The sequence below is a fragment of the Oligoflexus tunisiensis genome (assembly GCF_001748245.1).
Taxonomy (GTDB): Bacteria; Bdellovibrionota_B; Oligoflexia; order Oligoflexales; family Oligoflexaceae; genus Oligoflexus; species Oligoflexus tunisiensis.
In genome coordinates this window covers 1,326,303-1,345,190 of sequence record NZ_BDFO01000001.1, presented here as the reverse complement: position 1 = coordinate 1,345,190, position 18,888 = coordinate 1,326,303, and the positions used below count along the sequence as shown (strand labels likewise).

Below are 18,888 nucleotides of genomic sequence, written 5' to 3'. Positions count from 1 at the left end.
AAACTGCAGACGGTGATCGATGGTTTCGAGGCGTCATCGGTCAGCTTCCTTCCATAGCCATAGGATTTGCCCGGCCACGGCCTCGGGATCAATTCCCGTAAAACATCGGCGATCATGATAACGACAGTTTGTGGCGCCATCCTTGGTACAAGGTCGACATCCGAGAGGAATGGAGTGGGAAGCACTCCCCGGAAGAAAGGGTGCGTAGCCAAACCCTTCGATGGTTGGCCCGAAAAGAATAGCGACGGGCGTGCCTACCGCCTCCGCGAGGTGTCCCAAGGCGGAATCATTTCCAAGAAACGCCTGGGTGGAACGCAGAATCGCGGCGGCCTCGACGAGACTCGTCTGACCTGTGCAATCCAGTATCCTGCATCGTGTTTGGAGCTGACGGCAGAACTCTGAAGCCCTGCCCCGAATGGTTTCATCACCTAAACAGATAATGCTGATCTGCGAAGGGGGAATACCGGCCTCGGTCGACTTGCGTAGAAGCACCTCAACGATGGCAAGGAAAACGGAGAGGGGAGCCTCCTTTCCTGGGTGCAGGGCCCCGAGTCCAATCCCAAGCCTGTATTGCTGCTCTCCTTGATGCCGCAAACCAGGCGATAGCGGCAGTCGCGGTCGCGCTTTCAAGAGGACTGCACGATCAGATAAGCCAAGAGCTCGATGGAGACACTCCGCCATGAGAAAATATCGTGGCTTGAGGGATCTTTGCTCCTGCTCAGGGCACGGCATGCGCCTCCGAACCCGGCCCTGGATCACCATCAGTGTGCGAGCCATGCTGGCTTTATTCCAGCTATGGACGCGCTTTCGGTATCGCAAGGCCAGTCTCCAGCAAATCAGCTGGGACCTTGCGGATTTCTGCAGGTCAATAATCAGATCCGCCTGCGCCACTCTCTTGAGAGCATAGGTGAGGTTGGCCCCTAATCCTGCTGCGCTATCGATCGCAAGAGGGACTATGCACCGATAGGACTCCGACAGGATACTCAATGTTGGTTCGCGACCCAACCAATACACCTTCATGGGCAGGCCCAGATCCATAAGTATGTCCATGCATGAAGTGGCTAGCACAACATCACCTATGCCACCGCTACGGTAAATCACGACGTGGACGTATTCACTTTCCATGAGAGCCCTGGTTCAGGTTGATTTTTTCTACGAATCAAACTATTTACCATGGAAGTCAACCCTGGCCATACTGAGCAAACACATGTTCGACATAAATTTCGTACGCCGGTCCAGCGAATTGCGCCAGGCTGTTGTCAATCAACGGAAGCCCCCGAACATCGGTGAAGAGTTTGAAAAGCTGAGAGACATCTCGCCACATGTTTACCAGATCGAAACCACAAATGTCTGCAACATGAAGTGCGTAATGTGTCCACGCACGACACTCATGACCCGCCGGCTCGGGCACATGCCGCTGGATCTTTTTAGTCGCATAACGTCGCAGATCGCTCCGCATGATGGTGAATCCTGGAACGATTGGAGCCAGCATGTGCACCGGGATCGCATGCCGGGGTCCGTTGCCATTGCCGAGGATCGATTCTATTATGAAATTTGTGCGCGCTCCTTGACGCTTCATGGCTTCGGTGAGCCGGTTTTCGATCCGAAACTCCATGAAAAAGTGGCTTTTGCGGCAGCCTGTGAGCTTCCCACCTATTTCTCGATGAATCCCACCAACATTCGTCTTGAAGTGATCGATGCCTTGGCTGATGCTGGGCTCACCTATCTGAAGTTCTCCCTCGACGGGATGGACCAGGAGACTCAGAAAAAATACCGTGGACGTATCGACAAAACATATGACGAAACGCTGGGCAAGATCTTCGATGTCCTGAACCTTTTGGAACAAAAAAACCGGAAAACCAGAATTGTCATGACGAAGTTGAGGTTCCGGGCGGATGATCCTGCCTGCGATGAGTTCCTGAACTTCTGGGAAAAGCACAATGTTCTTGTCTATGTGAAAAACCAGCATAATCGCTGGCTCTATGAAGAGGAGGGAGCACCTTCCAATGAATCGGAATACATGCTCCGTTACTGCGAATTTCCCTGGTCATCCATGACGATACTCTATGATGGAACAGTCGTTGCTTGCCCTCTGGACTACGAGGGCCACATTAATCTCGGCAATGCGAACGAGCAGTCGCTGAGCGAGATTTGGAACGGCAAAGCTTACCAGCAATTGCGGGCGATGCATACCGACGGTGGATTTCCCGAAGGCCACTTCTGCAAAACACAATGCGATATTCCGGTGCTCCATGAATTCTACGAATAAGACGACTCTTTATTATCGAGAACGCGCGCACCGCTTCATTCCCGCCGGAGCTCATACCTATTCCAAAGCCGACGATCAGTTTCCCGGGAATGCTCCCCCCTTCATCGACCGTGCATCGGGTGCACGCTGTTGGGATACGGACGGACAGGAGTACATTGACTACGGCATGGGTATCTTCGCTGTTTCCCTCGGCCATGCCTTTCCTTCCGTCACGGAGCGCATCGGCAGGCAGCTCGAACGTGGCAATGCCTTTACCCGTCCATCCATACTTGAGGGTGAGCTGGCCGAGCGGCTTTGTAATCTCATACCGTGCGCGGAGATGGTTAAGTTCGCCAAGAATGGATCGGATGTCACGTCAGCCGCCATACGATTGGCCCGCTTCCACACCGGAGGTTCCTACGTCGTACGCTGTCAGGAACAGCCTTTCCATAGTTTTTGTGATTGGTTCATTGGATCGACTTCGCGAGCCGGCGGCGTGCCGCAGGCTGTCCGGGACCTCACCTTGAAATTCCGTTATAACGATCTGGATTCACTTGAACAGCTCTTCGCTGAAAAAGGGCGCGACATAGCCTGCGTGATCATGGAGCCGGCCGATGTCCAGAGTCCTCAGCCGGGATTCCTGCAGGGTGTTCGAGAACTTTGCGACCGCCATGGGGCGCTCTTGATATTCGATGAGATCATTACCGGATTCCGTTGGCATCTACGCGGCGCTCAGTTCTTCTATGATGTCACGCCGGATCTGGCGACCTTCGGCAAAGGCATGGCCAATGGCTTTCCATGCGCGGCTCTCGTGGGCAGGCGTGAAATCATGGAACATGGCAACATGAATGGTCCTGTGTTCCTGCTCTCCTGTACCTATGGCTCGGAGCTGGTAGGGCTGACCGCTGCACTGGCAACACTTGATAGGTTCGAAGATCAGGATGTCATCGCCCATATTTGGAAGTACGGCGCTGACCTCCAGGAAGGACTGAGGCTGCGGATTGAGCGCCATGGTCTCTCCTCAAGGGTTGAAGTTCGTGGTCTGCCCTGCCGCCCCAGCCTGTGGTTTGCTTCTGAGGAGGGCAGCTTCTCCTACGAGTTGAAAACACTCTTCATGCAGGAGATGATCGAGCGCCATATTCTCATGGAGCGCATCTGCATAAGCCTGTCCCATGGACACGACGAGCTGACCATGACCCTTGCTGCAGCGGATGAGAGCTTTGCAGTGCTGGCGAAAGTGCTGGAGGCAGGAACCATGCGGGAGCATCTCCGCGGCCCGGTCGCGAGACCTGTTTTTCTTTACTAAACCTCGGAGCCATTATGAAGGTAATCGTCCCAGCGAAAGCTCAATCATCAAGGGTAAAGGACAAGAACTGGCGTCCATTTCACGAAGGTCGCTGTCTGGTGGATATCAAGATCGAACAGCTGCTGCGGGCTTTCGAGCCTCAGGACATCTTTGTATCCTGCGACGATGAGAGCAAGCGCCCGATCGTAGAACGTCACGGCGTTCACTTTCTGCTGCGTGATCCGGTTTTTGCCGACGATGTGACCCCATGGTCCGATGTCGTCACCCATCTGGTCGACACGGTTCCGGCTGATCCGGATGAGGCCGTGGCCTGGGTGGAAGTGGTGGCCCCATTATTCGACGCCTTTCAGGCTGTGCGCGACTGTTGGAACACGATCGAGCATGAGCATGATAGCCTTGTGACAGTCAGTCCGGTTAGACAATTCCTGTTGGATGAACGAGGCCAGGGGGTGAACTTTAACTTTGGCCCATGGCACCCTTGGTCACAGGACCTGCCCCCGCTCTATTCCTTCGAATCCATGGCCATCATGAGGAAACGGGATATCCTGAAGTACAATTATGTCATTGGACGGAAACCTTTCCTTTTCCCCATCCGTGGTATTTCCATCGACATTGATGAGCCCTTTCAATTCATGCTGGCCCAAAAAATATATGCGGAAATGAACTCATGATTGGATTTACGCTGGGTCGCCACAGGATAGCTCCGGATATGCCCTGCTACGTGATCGCCGAGATTGGACACAATCATCAGGGTGATATGGGTCAGGCTATAAAAATGATCCGGCATGCGGGTGAATGCGGCGTGCAGGCCGTGAAGTTCCAAAAGCGGAATAATCAGGAGCTTTTCACTCCTCAGTTCTTCCATAGCCCTTATCGGAGTTCGGCAAGCTTCGGCCCAACTTACGGCCTGCATCGTGAAGCCCTGGAGTTTGACTTTGATCAGTATCGAGCCCTGAAGGACTGTGCCGAGAGCCTGGGACTGGATTTTCTCGTAACGCCCTTTGATAATGCAAGTGTCGATTTTTGTGAGCAGCTTGGCGTCGTGGCCTACAAAGTGGCTTCGGCGGACCTTACCAACATTCCTCTGATCGAATTCATCGCGCGTCTGGGGAAACCTCTGCTGATCTCAACCGGGGCTGCGACTCTTGCCGATGTGGATCGGGCCTATGAGTGTCTGATGCGATTCGAGGTGGATTTCTGTTTCTTGCATGCTGTCGCCATGTATCCGACGCCGGCAGATAAACTCAACCTTTCGCGGATTTCGTTGCTGAAAAAGAGATATCCGCGGATTGCGGTTGGATATTCATGTCATGGCAAAGGAACTTTGCCTGGCGTTCTGGCCCGCAGCCTGGGCGCCATGGTCCTGGAAAAGCACTTCACGCTGGATAGGCAGCTGAAGGGAACTGATCATGCCTTTTCTTTGGAGCCGAATGAATTGCGTCAGCAGGTTGAAGAGCTTCGGGCCACGGACCTCGCTCTTCAGGCAAGACGCGACAATGACCTTCAGGAACAGGAACCGGCTCGAATAAAAATGGCAAAATCAATCTACGCACGGACGGCAATCCCCGCTGGCACTCGGCTGACCGAGGAACACCTCTGTCTCAAATCGCCAGGAATTGGTCTTGCCCCCTACCACTTCCACGAGGTTTGCCATAAGATCTTGAACCGGAACCTGGAGCAGGATGAACCCATCCTTTGGGCTGATCTGGCGGAATCCTCAAGCCCTGAGCAGCCTGGTCAGGAAGGCTTTCAGCTGGAACTTGTGCAAGCTATCCGTTAAGCCTTGCAGATACTTTCTGCCCTCAGGTGTCTTTTCGAAACTCAAATAGTGGATATAAGCACTGCAGTCTTCGTTGTAATCATCAATATCAAGGTCACTCATAGGCAGCCTCCCATAGGTTTCAACCATTGTCGGCCCATCAGACACCTAACTTTATTGCCGTTGACGGCACCCCAAATATCGAGTCATTTTAGAGTCTTATCTGTGTCGATATCAAAATGCAAGACATCCTCTCGCGTCCCCATCGAATCATAAAGTCTTATGGCAGGCTCATCCCCTTTATCAGCCTGCACATAGATAACCCACGCTCCGTAACTCTTTGCCATATTCTGCAGATGATGGATGAGCCCTCGGGCTGCCCCCTTCCTTCGAAACCCCTCACTGACAGCAAGGTCATAAATATAGATTTCGCTTCTTTCCTGCTCGAATTTTTCAAGCACATAAGCCGACAGCCCACCAACAACTCTCCCTTCATGCCTGGCTACGATTGTGATAAATGTCTCCTTGGCCAGAAGGGCTCTGAGGTAGTCATCGGAAGGCGGGCGGGACCTATAGGAAGCGGGATCCTCGAACGCAACAGCATAGACTTCCAGGAGCTCACGCATGGAATTCAGATCGTTCGGAGCTACTTTTTCAAAGACAAATCGCATCTCTCGCTCAATCCCCATTCTTCGTATCCTTGGTATCAATAAATGGCTGTCCCTGCATGTGCTCTTCCACCTCAACTGAGGGCAGACTGAAAACCTTAAAAAGGCAATACACGAGCAGTCCAATAACAGATGTCATGGAAACCAACATAATCAACCAACCTGTTCCCGTCATCGCCTTGCCTTTTCCGCTTGAGTTCCTTTGGAAAGCCCCGCACCCTCAAACCGTCCGTCCTTTTCCCATCTCTTGCCCGCGATATGCGCCAGGAGAAACGTAAAACCCAGGATCACCAGAATAAACAGCACGGACAGGAGAGCGACTGGATTCCTGGAAATCGTATCAATATATCCAGGAACGTTGTTGTAACAGAACGCAATAAATATCGCCGCCAGGAAAACCGGCGAGACATACTTCAAAACATACTGAACCGCCCGAGGCACTTGAATATGAGCCCCCCGATGCAACTCAGCCTCACCTTTCTCAATCCCAAAAACCCATCCATAGATGAAGACCTGCACCATCCCCAGCACAAAGATCAAAGTCGTCCCTACCCAAAAATCAAACATATCGAGGGCAACCAGACCTTCCGAAAAATAGATCACGAAGCCTGATCCAATCGCCGTAATCAGCCCAAGGAAGGCAACGGAAGCATGCCGCTTGAGCCCAAACCCTTCTTCCAAAAATGCGATCACAGGCTGCAGCATGGAAAGACTGCTCGTGATCGCCGCCAGAAACAGCATAAAGAACCAGAGGAACCCAAAAAACTGCCCCCCGGGCATCAAGGCAAAAACATTCGGCAAGGCGTTAAAACCCAGAGCAAAGGTTCCAAACCCTCCGGCCGCTGCTCCGAGAAAGATAAAGGCCGCCGGCAGGGTGATCAGTCCACCCAGACAAACCTCAAAGAATTCATTCATGCTGCTGGCCGTCAGCCCACTCAGGGCCACATCATCCTTGGGCTTCAGATAGCTTGCGTAGTTGATAATGACCCCAAATCCAGCCGAAAGAGTAAAGAAAACCTGCCCTGCCGCCGCGAGCCAGGTTTTCGGATCCATGAGAGCGTCAAAGTTCGGATTCCACATGAACCCAAGCCCACCCAATACAGACTGTTCAGGTCGGCTGGGATCGGGTGTACCCAACGTCAGAACCCGTATAAGAACACAGCTGGCAGCGATAACCATCACAGGAATGGCCACTTTACAGAACTTCTCAATCCCTTTGCTGACGCCGCGATAGATCAAAATAAAATTGAGCAGGAAGGTAAACAAGACGAAACCAAGGACCTGGCCATGGCCGCCCGTGTAGAGAAATCCATTGCTTTCCACGCCGACAAACTTATTAAAGAAATTGCCATACGCTCCCGGCTCCGCACCCAGGAGCAGCGCCCCGGAGAGATAATGGAAAGCGTAACCCAGACACCAGGCCTCGATCACGACGTAATACATGTAAATCACAAGCGGAATCATCACACCCAAAGAGCCCGCATATTTCGCCAAAGGATTTCTCCAGATGACGCTGAAGATGCCAGGAGCCGAATTGAAGCCTTTGGATCCACCATAACGGCCCATGGTCCACTCAGCCCAGCAAAGCGGGATGCCGAGCACAAGGAGCGAGATGAAATAGGGAATCATGAAGGCCCCGCCTCCATTTTGAGCGGCCTGACCGGGGAACCTCAGAAAATTTCCGAGCCCTACGGCGGATCCTGCAACAGCTAAAATGACCCCGATACGCGAGCCCCATTGTTCCGGGGCTTGATTTTTCCTGTCCTGCGCCACCACTCATCCCTTTAAGCCATCAAAGAAGTATACCCTCTGCCAATTTTCTAGCGGGACCTCGGTGTTCTGTCCAGCTGAATCCGAATCCAGTCTTTGGGTTCCGTTGATGGTATCAAGGTCCGAGTCTTACCAAGAACTCAAGTTTGGAAATTCCACTCATTTCAATTTGTGCCGAAAATGCTTTCAGGACGTTTTGCATTTACGGTCATTCGTTCTAAAACGAAAGAATTCACAGGAGCAGGTATGGAACTAGCGGAAAAGGCCTCTCGACTTGATGATCAAACTGTCAAAGCCTTTTGGCAAAAGTGTCTCACTGGTATCGGCCGCCCTCTGAATTATGAATTGAATGGCCTCGAAAACCTTGCTCAGCAATGGCATCAACGTGTCAAGGAATCGGGTCATAAGGAGGCAGCCCTATGCCTCGGCCATGCCCATACCTTTGCCGAACTTGACGCGTTATCCGACGCGGTCGCAAATTACCTCATGAACCGGCCAGGCATGGTGGTGGGGGATCGCGTGGCCATCATGATGCCCAATCTCACGCAATATTTGATTTCCTTGATCGGCGTGCTTAAGGCGGGGTTCATTGTCGTCAATTGCAACCCCCTATATACGAAAGATGAAATCGAATACCAGCTGCGGAATTCAGGGGCGAAGATTCTGATCACGCTCGAGAATGTTGCCAAAAGCCCAGCGGAAGCCATTGTTCCCGAACTGCAGGAAGTGATCGTGACCCGGGTTGGGGACCTTCTCCCCTGGCCCAAGCGCACGGTGCTGAACTTCGCTGTACGGCATATCAAAAAAATGGTTCCGGCCTATGCGTTCGCGGCCAACCTTAAAACCACAGAGTTTCGCACTATTCTCGCCCAGCCCTCACCCGAGCAGCTGGCGGCCATTCGCGCCAGGGAAAAGAACATCAAGGGCAAGGATATCGCGTTTCTGCAATACACCGGCGGAACTACCGGTGTTTCCAAAGGCGCGGCCCTTTCCCACATGAATATGCTGATCAATTCAAAGCAGGCGGAAGTCGCCTTTTCAGAAGAATTTCGAACCCGTGTGACCATCGCCCGACAAAGCGCCGACGCGAACAATATCAAGGTTGTGCTTCCGCTTCCCCTCTATCACATCTATAGCTTGACCTGCGGCTTCTTTGCCGCCACTGTGGATCAAGGGGCCACCATTGTGACCCTTCCCAATCCTCGCGAACTGAAGAAACTGATCGGTCTGTTAACCCTGCCTGATGTTGCCCTATGTGCCATGATCAATACTCTCTTGAAGGCCCTGCTCACCAGCAAGGACTTTGAAAATGTTCGGCTGGACCCTCGCCTGGTTATCGTATCCGGAGGCATGGCGACCTCACCGGACGTCGCTGTCGAATGGAAAAAACGCACACAGACCACCATTCTGGATGGCTATGGTTTGACCGAAACCAGTCCCCTGCTCGCTGTGGCCGATGTCAAACGCCTTAAAGTGGGATCGGTCGGCTATCCTTTGGCCCAGACCCTTTTGAAATTGCGAGATGAGCAGGGCCAGGACTTGCCCTTGGGCGCAGGCCCATCGGTCCGCGGTGAATTGCTGGTCAAAGGCCCGCAAGTGATGCTTCAATACTGGAAGATGGAAGCAGAAAACGCCCGTATCTTTTCCGATGACGGCTATTTGATGACGGGGGATATCGTCACGATTGCCGAGGATGGAATGATTGAAATCGTGGATAGAAAGAAGGATATGATCCTCGTCTCGGGTTTCAATGTCTACCCCAACGAAATCGATGCCAAGGTCATGGCCACAGGCCTGGTCAAGGAATGTGCCGCCATCGGTTTACCGGACGAAAAAACGGGCGAAAAAGTGGTGCTCTATGCCGTGCCTCTCGATGAGAGCGTGACCAGGGAGCAGCTTCAGAAGGCTCTGAGCGAAGTGTTGACCAACTACAAGCGTCCCTCGCAGATTGTTTTTGCTGACAATTTGCCGAAATCGCCCGTGGGCAAGATTCTGCGTCGCGAAGTGAAAAAGCTGGCGACGAGCAGCAAGTAACTCATACGGGCCTTTGTCCAAAGGCCCGTCCCTCTCCCCCACCTCTGGTTCACCCTTCCTCGAAATCAATCCATGCCACTTTATGCGTGCAATATTGGCTTGATGGGTTAACATATTCCATCAGCATTAACCTTTGAGGAAAAAGTCATGAAAGCAGTCAGGCTGGCCACAATGATGGCCGCAGTTTCATGGGTTCCCATGACAAACGGATGTGTCTCGCTGTCGGCAAAAAGAGTCGTGGAAGAGATCATCGACAGCACGGCCGACCTCTCGACGTGCGCGATACAGACCCGCTCCATTACCAATCTCTACCCAACCGGCGCGAACACCCAGGAGATGACCTTGATTAGCAAGGACTGGAAGGAAGGTGGCACGGGAATTACCCTGAGTTGCCTATCCCGTGACACGGTCGGCTCCCGGCGGATCGATGGAACCGTCAAGCTGGACGGCATGGACATGCAGTATGCGGGCAGGGGCGTTTATTCCAGCACCTTCGATGGGCTCGATCATAAGCCCAGAACGATCAGCATCGTCACGACCAGCGGTCAGACGACGGAAATTACTGTTCAGCCGCCCCAGGCGTTGAAATTGATTTCTGTCAATGGAGCCTCACAAGCGGCCAGGGTCGATCTATCGAAGGACATGACCTTGGAGTTCGCCGACTTTTCTCCCTACTCCTTCGTCCGCGTTGCCCTGGTTACGGAGGGCCTGGAAGGACGCAACTTCGCCCACATTGGAGTCTTCAAGGCTGACAGAATCCTCAAAATTCCCGCCGTCGCCTTTGGACATCATTCTCTCGGAACCTCTTCAAAAATCGTTGAAGGTGCAAACTACGTGCTCGTGGAGCAGTTCAATGTCATGCCCGGGACAGTCGCCGGGGTCGGCTCGGCCCAAAATATTGCCATGGCCTGGGCCTGGATGCCTGTTACAGTGAGCGGCCAGTCTCCTGCTGTCGCTGGAATTGAAGTATCAGGGACACTGCCCGCAGGAACCCGTAAGGTGGCTTACGCCGTCAGCAAACCGAATGCATCCCATGGGAAACCTCTCTCCCAGGCCAGGAAATTCGCGATAGCCTCGCTTTCCATTCGCGGCAGGCTGCACGAGAAATCGGAGAATGAGGTTCCCCTCGCCTCTTGGGATAACGCTCTAAAAAAATTCCATGACGGCCTCAGCAGGATGTTTAAGAAAGAATTCGGCATCACCATCATCGCGCCTGAGAAAGTCCTGAACTCTTCAGTCTATAAGGAATTCGATGCCATCCCCGATGTCTACACAAAGGAAAGCATCTCCCGCAGTTTCAAAGGAATGAGATCCCTGAATTCCCCAAGGCTGACGTCCTCGACCTTTCCAGCCGACAAACCGGATATGCAGCTGATGCGCGATCTGGGTGTGGACGGATTGATTTCCGTTGAAATTGAAGTCGATGGGATGACCACATCCATGACCTTTCGCATCGTCGGTGAGCCGAATGCTTATACCGTTCCCACCCTTTATTCCAAAGGTGAAGTGCACGATGAGCCTGGCATGCCATGGACCGGCACCAGGTTCACGCACATCCAATCGCTCGACACTGTTCTTCGCAAAAATGACTTGATTGCTGGGATGAAGAAGGCACTCAAGGAACAGGAAGCCCAAGCGAGGACTTTGGGATATGAGTCGATTTGGAATATGCAGTCCGACAGGAACAAGGCCCGCGATTTGGTCCAGGATTTCGAAATTCTTCCGACCTATGCCTCTGGCCAATAAGCAGTAAAATCAAAGAAATAAACTGTCAGAGGACCCATGCCTCTGACAGCCCCCAACTTCATCAACTTTCATCATGAGTATTCTTATGGTATGACACCGTGTGTCATGGAACTCACACAATCTCATATGGACCCTATGAAAATACCGAAGCGTTTACAACCCCTCGTCGATGCGCAGATGATCGAGAGCATCGTGGGTCAACTGCAGAGCGGCAAGGAAGCCGAAGTCTACATCGTCCAGGCCGAAGGGCAGCTTTGCTGTGCCAAGATCTATAAAGATGCGAAAAACCGTTCGTTCAAGCAAAAGGCCCAGTACACCGAAGGGCGCAAGGTTCGCAGTTCCCGTCGCGCACGGGCGATGGAAAGCAGTAGCCGTTATGGGCGGCAGGAGCGCGAGGCGGAGTGGCAGAATACGGAAGTCGACGCCCTCTATCATCTGGCAGCAGCCGGTGTGCAGGTTCCCCAACCGCTCGGCTACCATGAGGGCGTGCTCCTGCTCCAAATGATCACCGATGAGAATGGTGAACCGGCCCCGAGGCTCAATGATGTCCAGCTGACAGCTGAAGAAGCGCGTGACTATCATCGCGTTCTCATCCGTGAAGCGGTGAAGATGCTTTGCGCAGGCCTTGTGCATGGAGACCTTTCGGAATTCAATGTGCTGGTTTCCAAGGATGGCCTCGTGATTATTGATCTTCCACAAGCCATTCAAGCCACAGCGAACAATGCCTTCGCTTTGTTCGAGCGGGATCTGGTGCAGCTCGCGGCCTTTTTTGGACGTTATGCTCCTGAAATCCTCGACACCAACTACGCCAGGGAAATTTGGAAACTCTATGAAGGCGGCAAGCTCAAGCCGGATACTCCGCTCACCGGTCTCTTCAAAGAGAGCACGAAGAAGGCCAACGTCAAAGCCGTCCTTGATGAGATCGAAGACGCACGCGAAGAGGAAATGAGCCGCCGCGGATTGCGGAAAAAGTCCGAGCCATCTCCCTAAGGCCCACTCTGCGTGATGGTAGACATTATGCAGAACCAAGGTGGAGCCTGCTTTAATGGGTACTTTCCTTGAGGAATCAGCGGAGAAGTCGGATGACTCGTCCATTCTCTGAGGGTATATTGACCTCGATGAACGACACCATGAAAGACAAAATATGACCTGAATCCGCACAACCGAAAAACCAGGAAAGACTGCCTCAGGTTTTCGAACCCATGGACCGTCTTTCAGATAGGATCGGTGATCCTTATGATCAAGATCAAAAAGGGTCTGAATCTGCCGATGACGGGCGAACCCAGGAAGCAGATTAAACAGGTTACCATCAACACTTTAGGCCTGGTTGGCGATGACTATCTCGATCTCAAGCCAAAATTTCTCGTCAAAGCCGGTGATCTGGTGCGACGAGGGCAGCCCTTGTTTTTCGATCAAAGCATGCCGCGTGTTCTCTTTACTGCTCCTGCGGCTGGGCACATTGCGGCCATTCACCGAGGGGAGCGGCGGCGATTTGAAGTTCTGGAAATCCATAGGGATCGGGAGGAAAGCGTCAGTTTTCCAAGATACCGCCTCAGTGATCTCCCCTCGCTCCCACGCACGACCCTGGTCGAACAACTCCTGACAGCTGGTCTTTGGCCTTCCCTTCGCACCCGTCCCTATAACAAAATCCCTGCGCCTGAATCCGAACCTCACAGCATCTTTGTCACGCTGATGGATAGCCATCCGCTGGCACCGGATGTGGCCACCGTTATCCACGGAAACACCGAAGACCTGCACTGGGGATTGATCATCCTGCGAGGTCTGACCCAGGGGAAGGTTTTCGTCTGCAAGTCACCTGATCTTGAGTTGGCCCTCCCGCCCGAAGTTACCGTCCAGAATTTTGCAGGGCCCCATCCCGCGGGTCTCGCCGGAACGCATATTCATTTCCTGGATCCGGTCGGCCTGCAAAAAACCGTCTGGTTCTGCGGCTATCAGGATGTCATGGCCATAGGCCACCTCTTCCGCCAGGGCTTATATCAAAGCGAAAGAGTCATTTCGGTGGCGGGACCTGCGGTACGGGACCCTCATCACGCTCGCGTCCCCCTGGGAGCGAATCTCATGGAAATCACCAGTGGTCAGCTTCACGAAGGTGACGTCCGCGTGATCTCGGGTTCCGTCTATAATGGTCGCCGTCTGCAAGGGACGGAAGCCTTCCTGGGACGCTATCATCAGCAGGTGGTGGCTCTGCATGAAGGGCGTGAGCGGGAATTCCTTGGCTGGCAGATGCCGGGCTTGAATAAGTTTTCCGTGAAGCGCGTCTTTGCATCTTTACTGCGACCAGGAAAGAAGTACCCGTTGACCACCACGACCGGCGGCAGTCCGCGGGCCATGGTTCCTATCGGCAGCTATGAGCAGGTCATGCCTCTCGATATTGAAGCGACGTTCCTCCTCAGGTCCCTCTTGATCGGGGACAGTGAGTCCGCTCAGCAGCTGGGAGCCCTGGAGCTGGATGAGGACGATGTCGGTCTTCTCACCTTTGTTTGTCCGACGAAAGCCGATTATGCAACCCTGCTGCGTCACTGTCTTCGCATCATTGAGAAGGAGGGATGATGAAAACGCTTCGCGATGTCCTGGACCGCATCCATCCGCATTTTGACAAAGGCGGAAAATATGAGCGTTTTCATGCGATCTATGAGATGGTGGATACCTTTCTCTATACGCCCGGTGCTGTGACCCAGGGATCTTCGCATGTCCGTGATGCCATCGACCTCAAGCGCATCATGTTTACCGTTGTCATTTCCCTGCTGCCTTGCATTTACATGGCCATGTACAACACGGGCCTGCAGGGCAACCTGGCTCTCGATCGCCTGGGTCTCACGGAAGCTGGTGGCTGGCGTTCGGACGTCATGAATGCGCTTGGCCTTGGTTTTGATGCCACAAGTTGGCTTTCCAACTTTGTCTATGGTGCCCTCTATTTCATTCCCGTTTTTCTTGTGACCAATATTGTCGGCGGCCTATGGGAGGTCCTGTTCGCGTCTGTCCGCAAACTCGAGATCAACGAAGGATTTTTGGTAACCGGCGTCCTGTTTCCTTTGACCCTGCCGCCGACCATCCCCCTCTGGCAAGTGGCGATTGGCATTTCGTTCGGCGTGGTGATCGGCAAGGAGGTATTCGGAGGAACCGGGAAAAACTTTCTGAATCCGGCCCTGGTCGCGCGTGCCTTTATCTTTTTTGCTTATCCTGCGCAAATGACCGGCGATTATATCTGGACCGCCATGGACCCACAGACGCTGCTCACTGCCACGCGCGTCGATGGCTTCAGCGGAGCGACAGCGCTGAGCATTGCAGCCACTCAGGGTGTGGAAGGAATCAAGAGCTCGGGTCTTGACCTCAACACAGCCTTCATCGGACTGATGCCCGGCTCCATGGGAGAAACGTCAAAGTTTGCCTGCCTGTTTGGGGCCCTTGTCCTGGTGCTGACCGGGATTGGCTCCTGGCAAATCATGGTCAGCATGCTGATCGGCGCGGCCGGGTTTGCCCTCCTGCTCCAGAGTATCGGCAGCGACACCAATCCCTTGTTCAGTGTTGACCCCATCTGGCATCTGGCGATCGGCAGCCTGGCATTCGGAGCCGTATTCATGGCCACCGATCCGGTTTCGGCAGCCATGACCCGTGCTGGCAAATATATCTATGGGTTTCTCATTGGATTTCTCACGATCATGGTGCGCGTTCTGAACCCGGCTTTTCCTGAGGGCGTGATGCTGGCCATTCTGTTTGGCAATGTCTGCGCGCCGCTGATTGATTATCTGGTTCTGAGGCAGAATATCAAGCGGCGGGCTGTGCGTACCGGAGGGCGGGCCACATGAGTGCCAAGGAAAGTGTTTCCTATACTCTTTTAGTGGCTCTTGTCCTTTGCCTCGCCTGTTCCGTTGTTGTCGCAGCATCTTTTGTTATCCTGCGGCCCCAGCAGGAGTTCAACAAGGCCCTTGATAAAAGGCGCAACATACTCCTCGCGGCAGGCTTGCTTCCGAACAATGAAGATGTGGACGTCAATGCAATTTTTGAAGCCAAAGTCAAACCCCGGGTCATCGATCTGGCCTCGGGTGAGTATATGGATTCCATCAACCCGGAAACATTTGATGCGCGTCAGGCAGCCAAGGAACCGGAGACCAGCGTGGCTGTGCCTCCTGACCGTGACATCGCAGGCATCCGTGTTCGTGCCGAGTACAATGTGGTCTATGAAATTTACGAAGGTGATCAGCTGGCCACCGTGGTTCTGCCTGTTCATGGCAAGGGCCTTTGGTCAACCCTTTGGGGTCTTCTGGCCCTTGAAGGCGATGCCAACACGGTTGTCGGTTTGACCTTCTATGAACATGCCGAGACTCCAGGGCTGGGAGGTGAAATAGATAATCCTGCCTGGCGAGCCATATGGCCTGGAAAAAAGCTTCTGGACGCAAATGGTCAGTATCAACTTGAAGTGATTAAGGGTCAGGTCAATCCACAGAGCTCTGAGGCTGTCCACAAGGTGGATGGACTTTCGGGTGCAACCATAACAACCGACGGCGTGGATGACTTGCTGCGCTTCTGGACGAACGAGGACGGATACGGAGCCTATCTCGAAAGACTGAGGAGCAAAGGAGGTTCCCATGGCTAGCGAGCGTCCCCTGGATGTGCTTTTCGATCCCGTTTTTCGAAACAACCCCATCACCCTTCAGATCCTTGGCATCTGCTCCGCACTTGCCGTTACCAACAGTCTGGCGACCTCAGCAGTCATGGCACTGGCGGTCATATGCGTCGTCAGTTGCTCAAACTTTGCCATCAGCCTGATACGCAACCATATCCCGAGCAGCATTCGCATCATCGTGCAGATGACCATCATCGCCTCGCTCGTGATCGTCGTCGATCAGGTCCTGCGCGCCTATGCATTCGAGATCAGCAAAAAACTCTCAGTGTTCGTGGGACTGATCATCACCAATTGCATCGTCATGGGACGGGCCGAAGCGTTCGCCATGTCCCATCCTCCTGGAATCAGCTTTTTGGATGGTCTGGGAAACGGCCTGGGTTACGGCGTGATACTGCTCTGTGTGGGCGTTGTCCGGGAATTATTGGGAACGGGATCCCTGCTCGGCTTTGAAATACTGCCGGTCCATTCCAATGGCGGTTGGTATCAGCCCAACGGCCTGATGCTTCTGCCGCCGAGTGCTTTTTTTATCATTGGTGGCTTTATCTGGCTCCTGCGGATGTGGAAAAAAGAACAGATTGAAAAATAGAAAGTTCTGGTTATGGAACATTATTTCAGCCTCTTTCTAAAATCCGTCTTTGTTGAGAATCTGGCCCTGGCCTTCTTTCTGGGCATGTGTACGTTTCTGGCCGTTTCAAAGAAAATTGAAACGGCCATTGGCCTGGGCATCGCTGTGATGGTGGTTCAAACCATCACGGTCACGGCCAATTATTTTGTGCTCAATCATCTGCTGAAAGAAGGTGCCCTGGCCGGGATCGGTATTCATGTTGATCTGACTTTTCTTGGCCTCATTTCCTATATCGGTGTCATTGCAGCCCTGGTTCAAATCCTGGAGATGGGACTGGATAAATATGTCCCCTCGCTTTACAGCGCCCTTGGCATTTTTCTTCCCTTGATTACGGTCAATTGTGCAATTCTGGGTGGCTCGCTCTTTATGGTGGAACGCGGCTATACCCTGGGTGAAAGCGCGGTTTATGGCTTTGGTTCGGGTTTTGGCTGGGCTCTGGCCATCATAGCCTTGGCGGGAATCCGTGAGAAATTGAAGTACGCGGATGTTCCCGCTGGATTGCGTGGGCTTGGCATCACGTTTATCACAGCGGGTCTGATGGCTCTTGCGTTCATGTGCTTTTCGGGCATCCAACTGTAGCAGGAGAGGGGGTGAGCGCATGCTGGAGATTATCCTCGGCGTCACGATGTTCACCAGCATCGTACTGGCTCTGGTCGCCATTATTCTTCTGGCCCGCTCGCGACTGGTGAGTCTTGGCAACATTACGATATCCGTCAACGACGAGCGCAATATTGAAGTTCCCACGGGCGGCAAACTCCTGAATGCCCTGGCCGCTCATAAGATTTTTGTTTCCTCCGCCTGTGGAGGCGGCGGGACCTGTGCCCAATGTAAAGTGCGGGTTTTGGAAGGTGGTGGCGAAATCCTGGCCACCGAGCTCAACCATATCAGCAAACGTGATGCACGCCACGGTATTCGGCTCTCCTGCCAGGTTCCCTGCAAGCAGAACATGAGAATTGAGGTGCCGGCGGAAGTTTTCGGATCGCGCAAATGGGAATGCACCGTACGTTCCAATGAGAACGTGGCGACGTTTATCAAGGAACTCGTCCTCGATCTGCCGGAAGGTGAGACGGTCAACTTTCGGGCGGGCGGCTATATCCAGACCGAAGCTCCGCCCTATGACATTGCGTTTAAGGACTTTGACGTCGCGGATCGATTTCGCGGCGATTGGAATCGCTTCAAGTTCTTTGAGCTGCGATCCCAAACAGATGAGCCCACGATTCGTGCCTATTCCATGGCGAACTATCCCGAGGAAAAGGGCCTAATCATGCTCAATGTGCGCATCGCGACCCCGCCTCCCAAACAACCGGGTGTGCCTCCAGGGCGAATGACCTCCTACCTTTTCAGTCTGAAGCCAGGGGACAAGCTGAATATCTCAGGCCCGTATGGAACATTTTTCGCCAAGGATACTCAGGCGGAGATGATTTTCGTCGGTGGCGGGGCAGGCATGGCCCCGATGCGTTCGCATATCTTTGATCAGCTCAGACGCATCAAAACGAAGCGCAGGATCAGCTTTTGGTACGGGGCGCGCAGTCGCAACGAGATGTTCTATGTGGAAGACTTTGATATGCTGCAGCGCGAAAACCCCAATTTCACTTGGCATGTGGCGCTGTCCGATCCGCAGCCCGAGGATCATTGGGAAGGTTATACCGGCTTTATCCATAAAGTGCTTTTCGACAATTATCTCAGCCAGCATGAGGCACCCGAGGATGTCGAATTCTATATCTGCGGTCCACCCGCCATGAACAAAGCCGTGATCGATCTTTTACACAGTTTGGGTGTGGAAGACGATAACATCCTGTTTGATGATTTCGGCGGATGAGGAGGTTTATGAGGTGATTTACCTTTACGCCCTCCTGGGCTTTGTCATCTTTTTCCTGCTGATGGCCCTCGGGGTGATCCTCAGCAGAAAGCCGTTGCGCGGCAGCTGTGGCGGCATGCGTCGTCTCATTGGCAATTCATCGCCTTGCGAGATATGCGGGGCACCGCCTGAGGAACAGGACAAATGTCCAAAAAGGCAGGAGGAAATCGCAAGGTCGGCAGGCATCGAAGGACCGGATAGCCCGCGATCCACTCCTGGGATTTAGCAC

General features: G+C 53.3%; 17 protein-coding genes. 14 read left to right on the top strand and 3 right to left on the bottom strand.

Annotation, left to right across the window (positions count from 1 at the left end):
- Positions 1-33: 33 nt before the first annotated feature.
- Positions 34-1,125: a glycosyltransferase family 9 protein gene (locus tag OLTU_RS05885; RefSeq protein WP_141731828.1), complete on the bottom strand. Its 1,092-nt coding sequence runs from the start codon at positions 1,123-1,125 to the stop codon at positions 34-36.
- Between OLTU_RS05885 and OLTU_RS05880 the strand changes: the two genes are divergently transcribed.
- Genes OLTU_RS05880 through OLTU_RS05865 form a run of 4 tightly spaced genes read left to right on the top strand, consistent with a single transcriptional unit; the run spans position 1,124 to position 5,334 of the window.
- Entirely contained in the window at positions 1,124-2,269 is a 1,146-nt protein-coding gene (locus OLTU_RS05880; RefSeq protein WP_141731827.1) for a radical SAM/SPASM domain-containing protein, read from the top strand. The genes OLTU_RS05885 and OLTU_RS05880 overlap by 2 nt on opposite strands.
- Positions 2,253-3,554: a glutamate-1-semialdehyde 2,1-aminomutase gene (locus tag OLTU_RS05875; protein ID WP_141731826.1), complete on the top strand. Its 1,302-nt coding sequence runs from the start codon at positions 2,253-2,255 to the stop codon at positions 3,552-3,554. Before OLTU_RS05880 ends, OLTU_RS05875 begins: the two co-directional genes overlap by 17 nt.
- Positions 3,555-3,568: 14 nt before the next feature.
- Positions 3,569-4,225 carry an acylneuraminate cytidylyltransferase family protein gene (locus tag OLTU_RS05870; protein ID WP_141731825.1) on the top strand — a complete coding sequence of 219 codons (657 nt, stop codon included), beginning with the start codon at positions 3,569-3,571 and terminating at the stop codon, positions 4,223-4,225.
- Entirely contained in the window at positions 4,222-5,334 is a 1,113-nt protein-coding gene (locus OLTU_RS05865; protein WP_141731824.1) for an N-acetylneuraminate synthase family protein, read from the top strand. Before OLTU_RS05870 ends, OLTU_RS05865 begins: the two co-directional genes overlap by 4 nt.
- A 185-nt stretch (positions 5,335-5,519) precedes the next feature.
- Here OLTU_RS05865 and OLTU_RS05860 read toward each other — a convergent pair whose 3' ends face one another.
- Entirely contained in the window at positions 5,520-5,984 is a 465-nt protein-coding gene (locus OLTU_RS05860) for an AAC(3)-I family aminoglycoside N-acetyltransferase (protein ID WP_141736748.1), read from the bottom strand.
- 168 nt (positions 5,985-6,152) lie between these two features.
- Positions 6,153-7,754, bottom strand: a complete 1,602-nt coding sequence (locus OLTU_RS05855) for a sodium:neurotransmitter symporter family protein (protein ID WP_141731823.1) — start codon at positions 7,752-7,754, stop codon at positions 6,153-6,155.
- 243 nt (positions 7,755-7,997) lie between these two features.
- Between OLTU_RS05855 and OLTU_RS05850 the strand changes: the two genes are divergently transcribed.
- The 10 genes from OLTU_RS05850 (at position 7,998) to nqrM (ending at position 18,885) form a co-directional block, all read left to right on the top strand.
- Positions 7,998-9,785 (top strand): AMP-binding protein, encoded by a 1,788-nt coding sequence (locus tag OLTU_RS05850; protein ID WP_176736365.1) that lies wholly within the window; start codon positions 7,998-8,000, stop codon positions 9,783-9,785.
- A 147-nt stretch (positions 9,786-9,932) separates the two neighbouring features.
- The gene (locus OLTU_RS05845; protein WP_141731821.1) at positions 9,933-11,531 is read left to right on the top strand and encodes a hypothetical protein; all 1,599 of its coding nucleotides are present in this window, start codon (positions 9,933-9,935) and stop codon (positions 11,529-11,531) included.
- Between the two features lie 135 nt (positions 11,532-11,666).
- Positions 11,667-12,521, top strand: coding sequence for a PA4780 family RIO1-like protein kinase (locus OLTU_RS05840; RefSeq protein ID WP_141736747.1), 855 nt, complete (start codon positions 11,667-11,669; stop codon positions 12,519-12,521).
- A 246-nt stretch (positions 12,522-12,767) separates the two neighbouring features.
- Positions 12,768-14,102 carry a Na(+)-translocating NADH-quinone reductase subunit A gene (locus OLTU_RS05835; RefSeq protein WP_141731820.1) on the top strand — a complete coding sequence of 445 codons (1,335 nt, stop codon included), beginning with the start codon at positions 12,768-12,770 and terminating at the stop codon, positions 14,100-14,102.
- Positions 14,102-15,358 (top strand): NADH:ubiquinone reductase (Na(+)-transporting) subunit B, encoded by a 1,257-nt coding sequence (locus tag OLTU_RS05830; RefSeq protein WP_141731819.1) that lies wholly within the window; start codon positions 14,102-14,104, stop codon positions 15,356-15,358. The genes OLTU_RS05835 and OLTU_RS05830 overlap by 1 nt, the downstream gene beginning before the upstream one ends.
- The gene (locus OLTU_RS05825) at positions 15,355-16,146 is read left to right on the top strand and encodes a Na(+)-translocating NADH-quinone reductase subunit C (protein WP_141731818.1); all 792 of its coding nucleotides are present in this window, start codon (positions 15,355-15,357) and stop codon (positions 16,144-16,146) included. Before OLTU_RS05830 ends, OLTU_RS05825 begins: the two co-directional genes overlap by 4 nt.
- Positions 16,139-16,762 carry an NADH:ubiquinone reductase (Na(+)-transporting) subunit D gene (locus OLTU_RS05820; protein WP_141731817.1) on the top strand — a complete coding sequence of 208 codons (624 nt, stop codon included), beginning with the start codon at positions 16,139-16,141 and terminating at the stop codon, positions 16,760-16,762. The genes OLTU_RS05825 and OLTU_RS05820 overlap by 8 nt, the downstream gene beginning before the upstream one ends.
- A 12-nt stretch (positions 16,763-16,774) precedes the next feature.
- The gene (gene nqrE / locus OLTU_RS05815; RefSeq protein WP_141731816.1) at positions 16,775-17,380 is read left to right on the top strand and encodes an NADH:ubiquinone reductase (Na(+)-transporting) subunit E; all 606 of its coding nucleotides are present in this window, start codon (positions 16,775-16,777) and stop codon (positions 17,378-17,380) included.
- Between the two features lie 19 nt (positions 17,381-17,399).
- A complete protein-coding gene (gene nqrF, locus OLTU_RS05810; RefSeq protein ID WP_141731815.1) occupies positions 17,400-18,620 on the top strand; it encodes an NADH:ubiquinone reductase (Na(+)-transporting) subunit F in 1,221 nt (406 codons plus the stop codon).
- Positions 18,604-18,885: a (Na+)-NQR maturation NqrM gene (gene nqrM / locus OLTU_RS05805; protein WP_218109862.1), complete on the top strand. Its 282-nt coding sequence runs from the start codon at positions 18,604-18,606 to the stop codon at positions 18,883-18,885. Before nqrF ends, nqrM begins: the two co-directional genes overlap by 17 nt.
- Positions 18,886-18,888 lie beyond the last annotated feature (3 nt).

What these genes read in the sequence shown, in the direction of transcription:
- OLTU_RS05880 (WP_141731827.1), top strand. Translation starts at nt 1,124, where the DNA reads ATGAGAGCCCTGGTTCAGGTTGATTTTTTCTACGAATCAAACTATTTA.
- OLTU_RS05885 (WP_141731828.1), bottom strand. Translation starts at nt 1,125, where the DNA reads ATGGAAAGTGAATACGTCCACGTCGTGATTTACCGTAGCGGTGGCATA.
- OLTU_RS05875 (WP_141731826.1), top strand. Translation starts at nt 2,253, where the DNA reads ATGAATTCTACGAATAAGACGACTCTTTATTATCGAGAACGCGCGCAC.
- OLTU_RS05870 (WP_141731825.1), top strand. Translation starts at nt 3,569, where the DNA reads ATGAAGGTAATCGTCCCAGCGAAAGCTCAATCATCAAGGGTAAAGGAC.
- OLTU_RS05865 (WP_141731824.1), top strand. Translation starts at nt 4,222, where the DNA reads ATGATTGGATTTACGCTGGGTCGCCACAGGATAGCTCCGGATATGCCC.
- OLTU_RS05860 (WP_141736748.1), bottom strand. Translation starts at nt 5,984, where the DNA reads ATGCGATTTGTCTTTGAAAAAGTAGCTCCGAACGATCTGAATTCCATG.
- OLTU_RS05850 (WP_176736365.1), top strand. Translation starts at nt 7,998, where the DNA reads ATGGAACTAGCGGAAAAGGCCTCTCGACTTGATGATCAAACTGTCAAA.
- OLTU_RS05845 (WP_141731821.1), top strand. Translation starts at nt 9,933, where the DNA reads ATGAAAGCAGTCAGGCTGGCCACAATGATGGCCGCAGTTTCATGGGTT.
- OLTU_RS05840 (WP_141736747.1), top strand. Translation starts at nt 11,667, where the DNA reads ATGAAAATACCGAAGCGTTTACAACCCCTCGTCGATGCGCAGATGATC.
- OLTU_RS05835 (WP_141731820.1), top strand. Translation starts at nt 12,768, where the DNA reads ATGATCAAGATCAAAAAGGGTCTGAATCTGCCGATGACGGGCGAACCC.
- OLTU_RS05830 (WP_141731819.1), top strand. Translation starts at nt 14,102, where the DNA reads ATGAAAACGCTTCGCGATGTCCTGGACCGCATCCATCCGCATTTTGAC.
- OLTU_RS05825 (WP_141731818.1), top strand. Translation starts at nt 15,355, where the DNA reads ATGAGTGCCAAGGAAAGTGTTTCCTATACTCTTTTAGTGGCTCTTGTC.
- OLTU_RS05820 (WP_141731817.1), top strand. Translation starts at nt 16,139, where the DNA reads ATGGCTAGCGAGCGTCCCCTGGATGTGCTTTTCGATCCCGTTTTTCGA.
- nqrE (WP_141731816.1), top strand. Translation starts at nt 16,775, where the DNA reads ATGGAACATTATTTCAGCCTCTTTCTAAAATCCGTCTTTGTTGAGAAT.
- nqrF (WP_141731815.1), top strand. Translation starts at nt 17,400, where the DNA reads ATGCTGGAGATTATCCTCGGCGTCACGATGTTCACCAGCATCGTACTG.
- nqrM (WP_218109862.1), top strand. Translation starts at nt 18,604, where the DNA reads ATGATTTCGGCGGATGAGGAGGTTTATGAGGTGATTTACCTTTACGCC.